The organism is Erwinia aeris, from assembly GCF_041224955.1.
In the GTDB taxonomy this organism is placed as follows: Bacteria; Pseudomonadota; Gammaproteobacteria; order Enterobacterales; family Enterobacteriaceae; genus Erwinia; species Erwinia aeris.
Genome location: NZ_JBGFFX010000037.1, coordinates 1 through 342, shown reverse-complemented (window position 1 = coordinate 342; position 342 = coordinate 1). Strand labels below are relative to the sequence as shown.

General features: G+C 54.4%; 1 protein-coding gene. It reads left to right on the top strand.

Annotated features, from left to right (window positions below):
• Window positions 1-12 precede the first annotated feature (12 nt).
• A partial coding sequence (locus AB6T85_RS23730; protein ID WP_440135771.1) for a flagellin N-terminal helical domain-containing protein occupies window positions 13-342 on the top strand: 330 nt, incomplete at its 3' end.

Sequence of the window (342 nt, the reverse complement as noted above, 5' to 3'; positions counted from 1 at the left end):
TCTCTGAACGAGATGAACACCAACTTACAGCGTATCCGTGAACTGACTGTTCAGGCGAAAAACGGCACCAACAGCGCCGACGACATCGACTCAATCCAGAAAGAAGTTGACGCGCGTCTGTCTGAAATCAACCGTATCGGTAAAGCTTCTACCTTCAACGGCACGGCGATCTTTGATACGACCGGCAGCGTAAAAATCCAGGTTGGCGCCAACGACGCAACCGACGCTAACGTCATCAACATCGACCTGTCAGGCGCTGGCTTCCAGACTTCTGGCCTGGGCGCAACGTTCAACGTGACCACCGACAACCTGTCTGACCTGGACGCGCGTATCAAGAGCGTC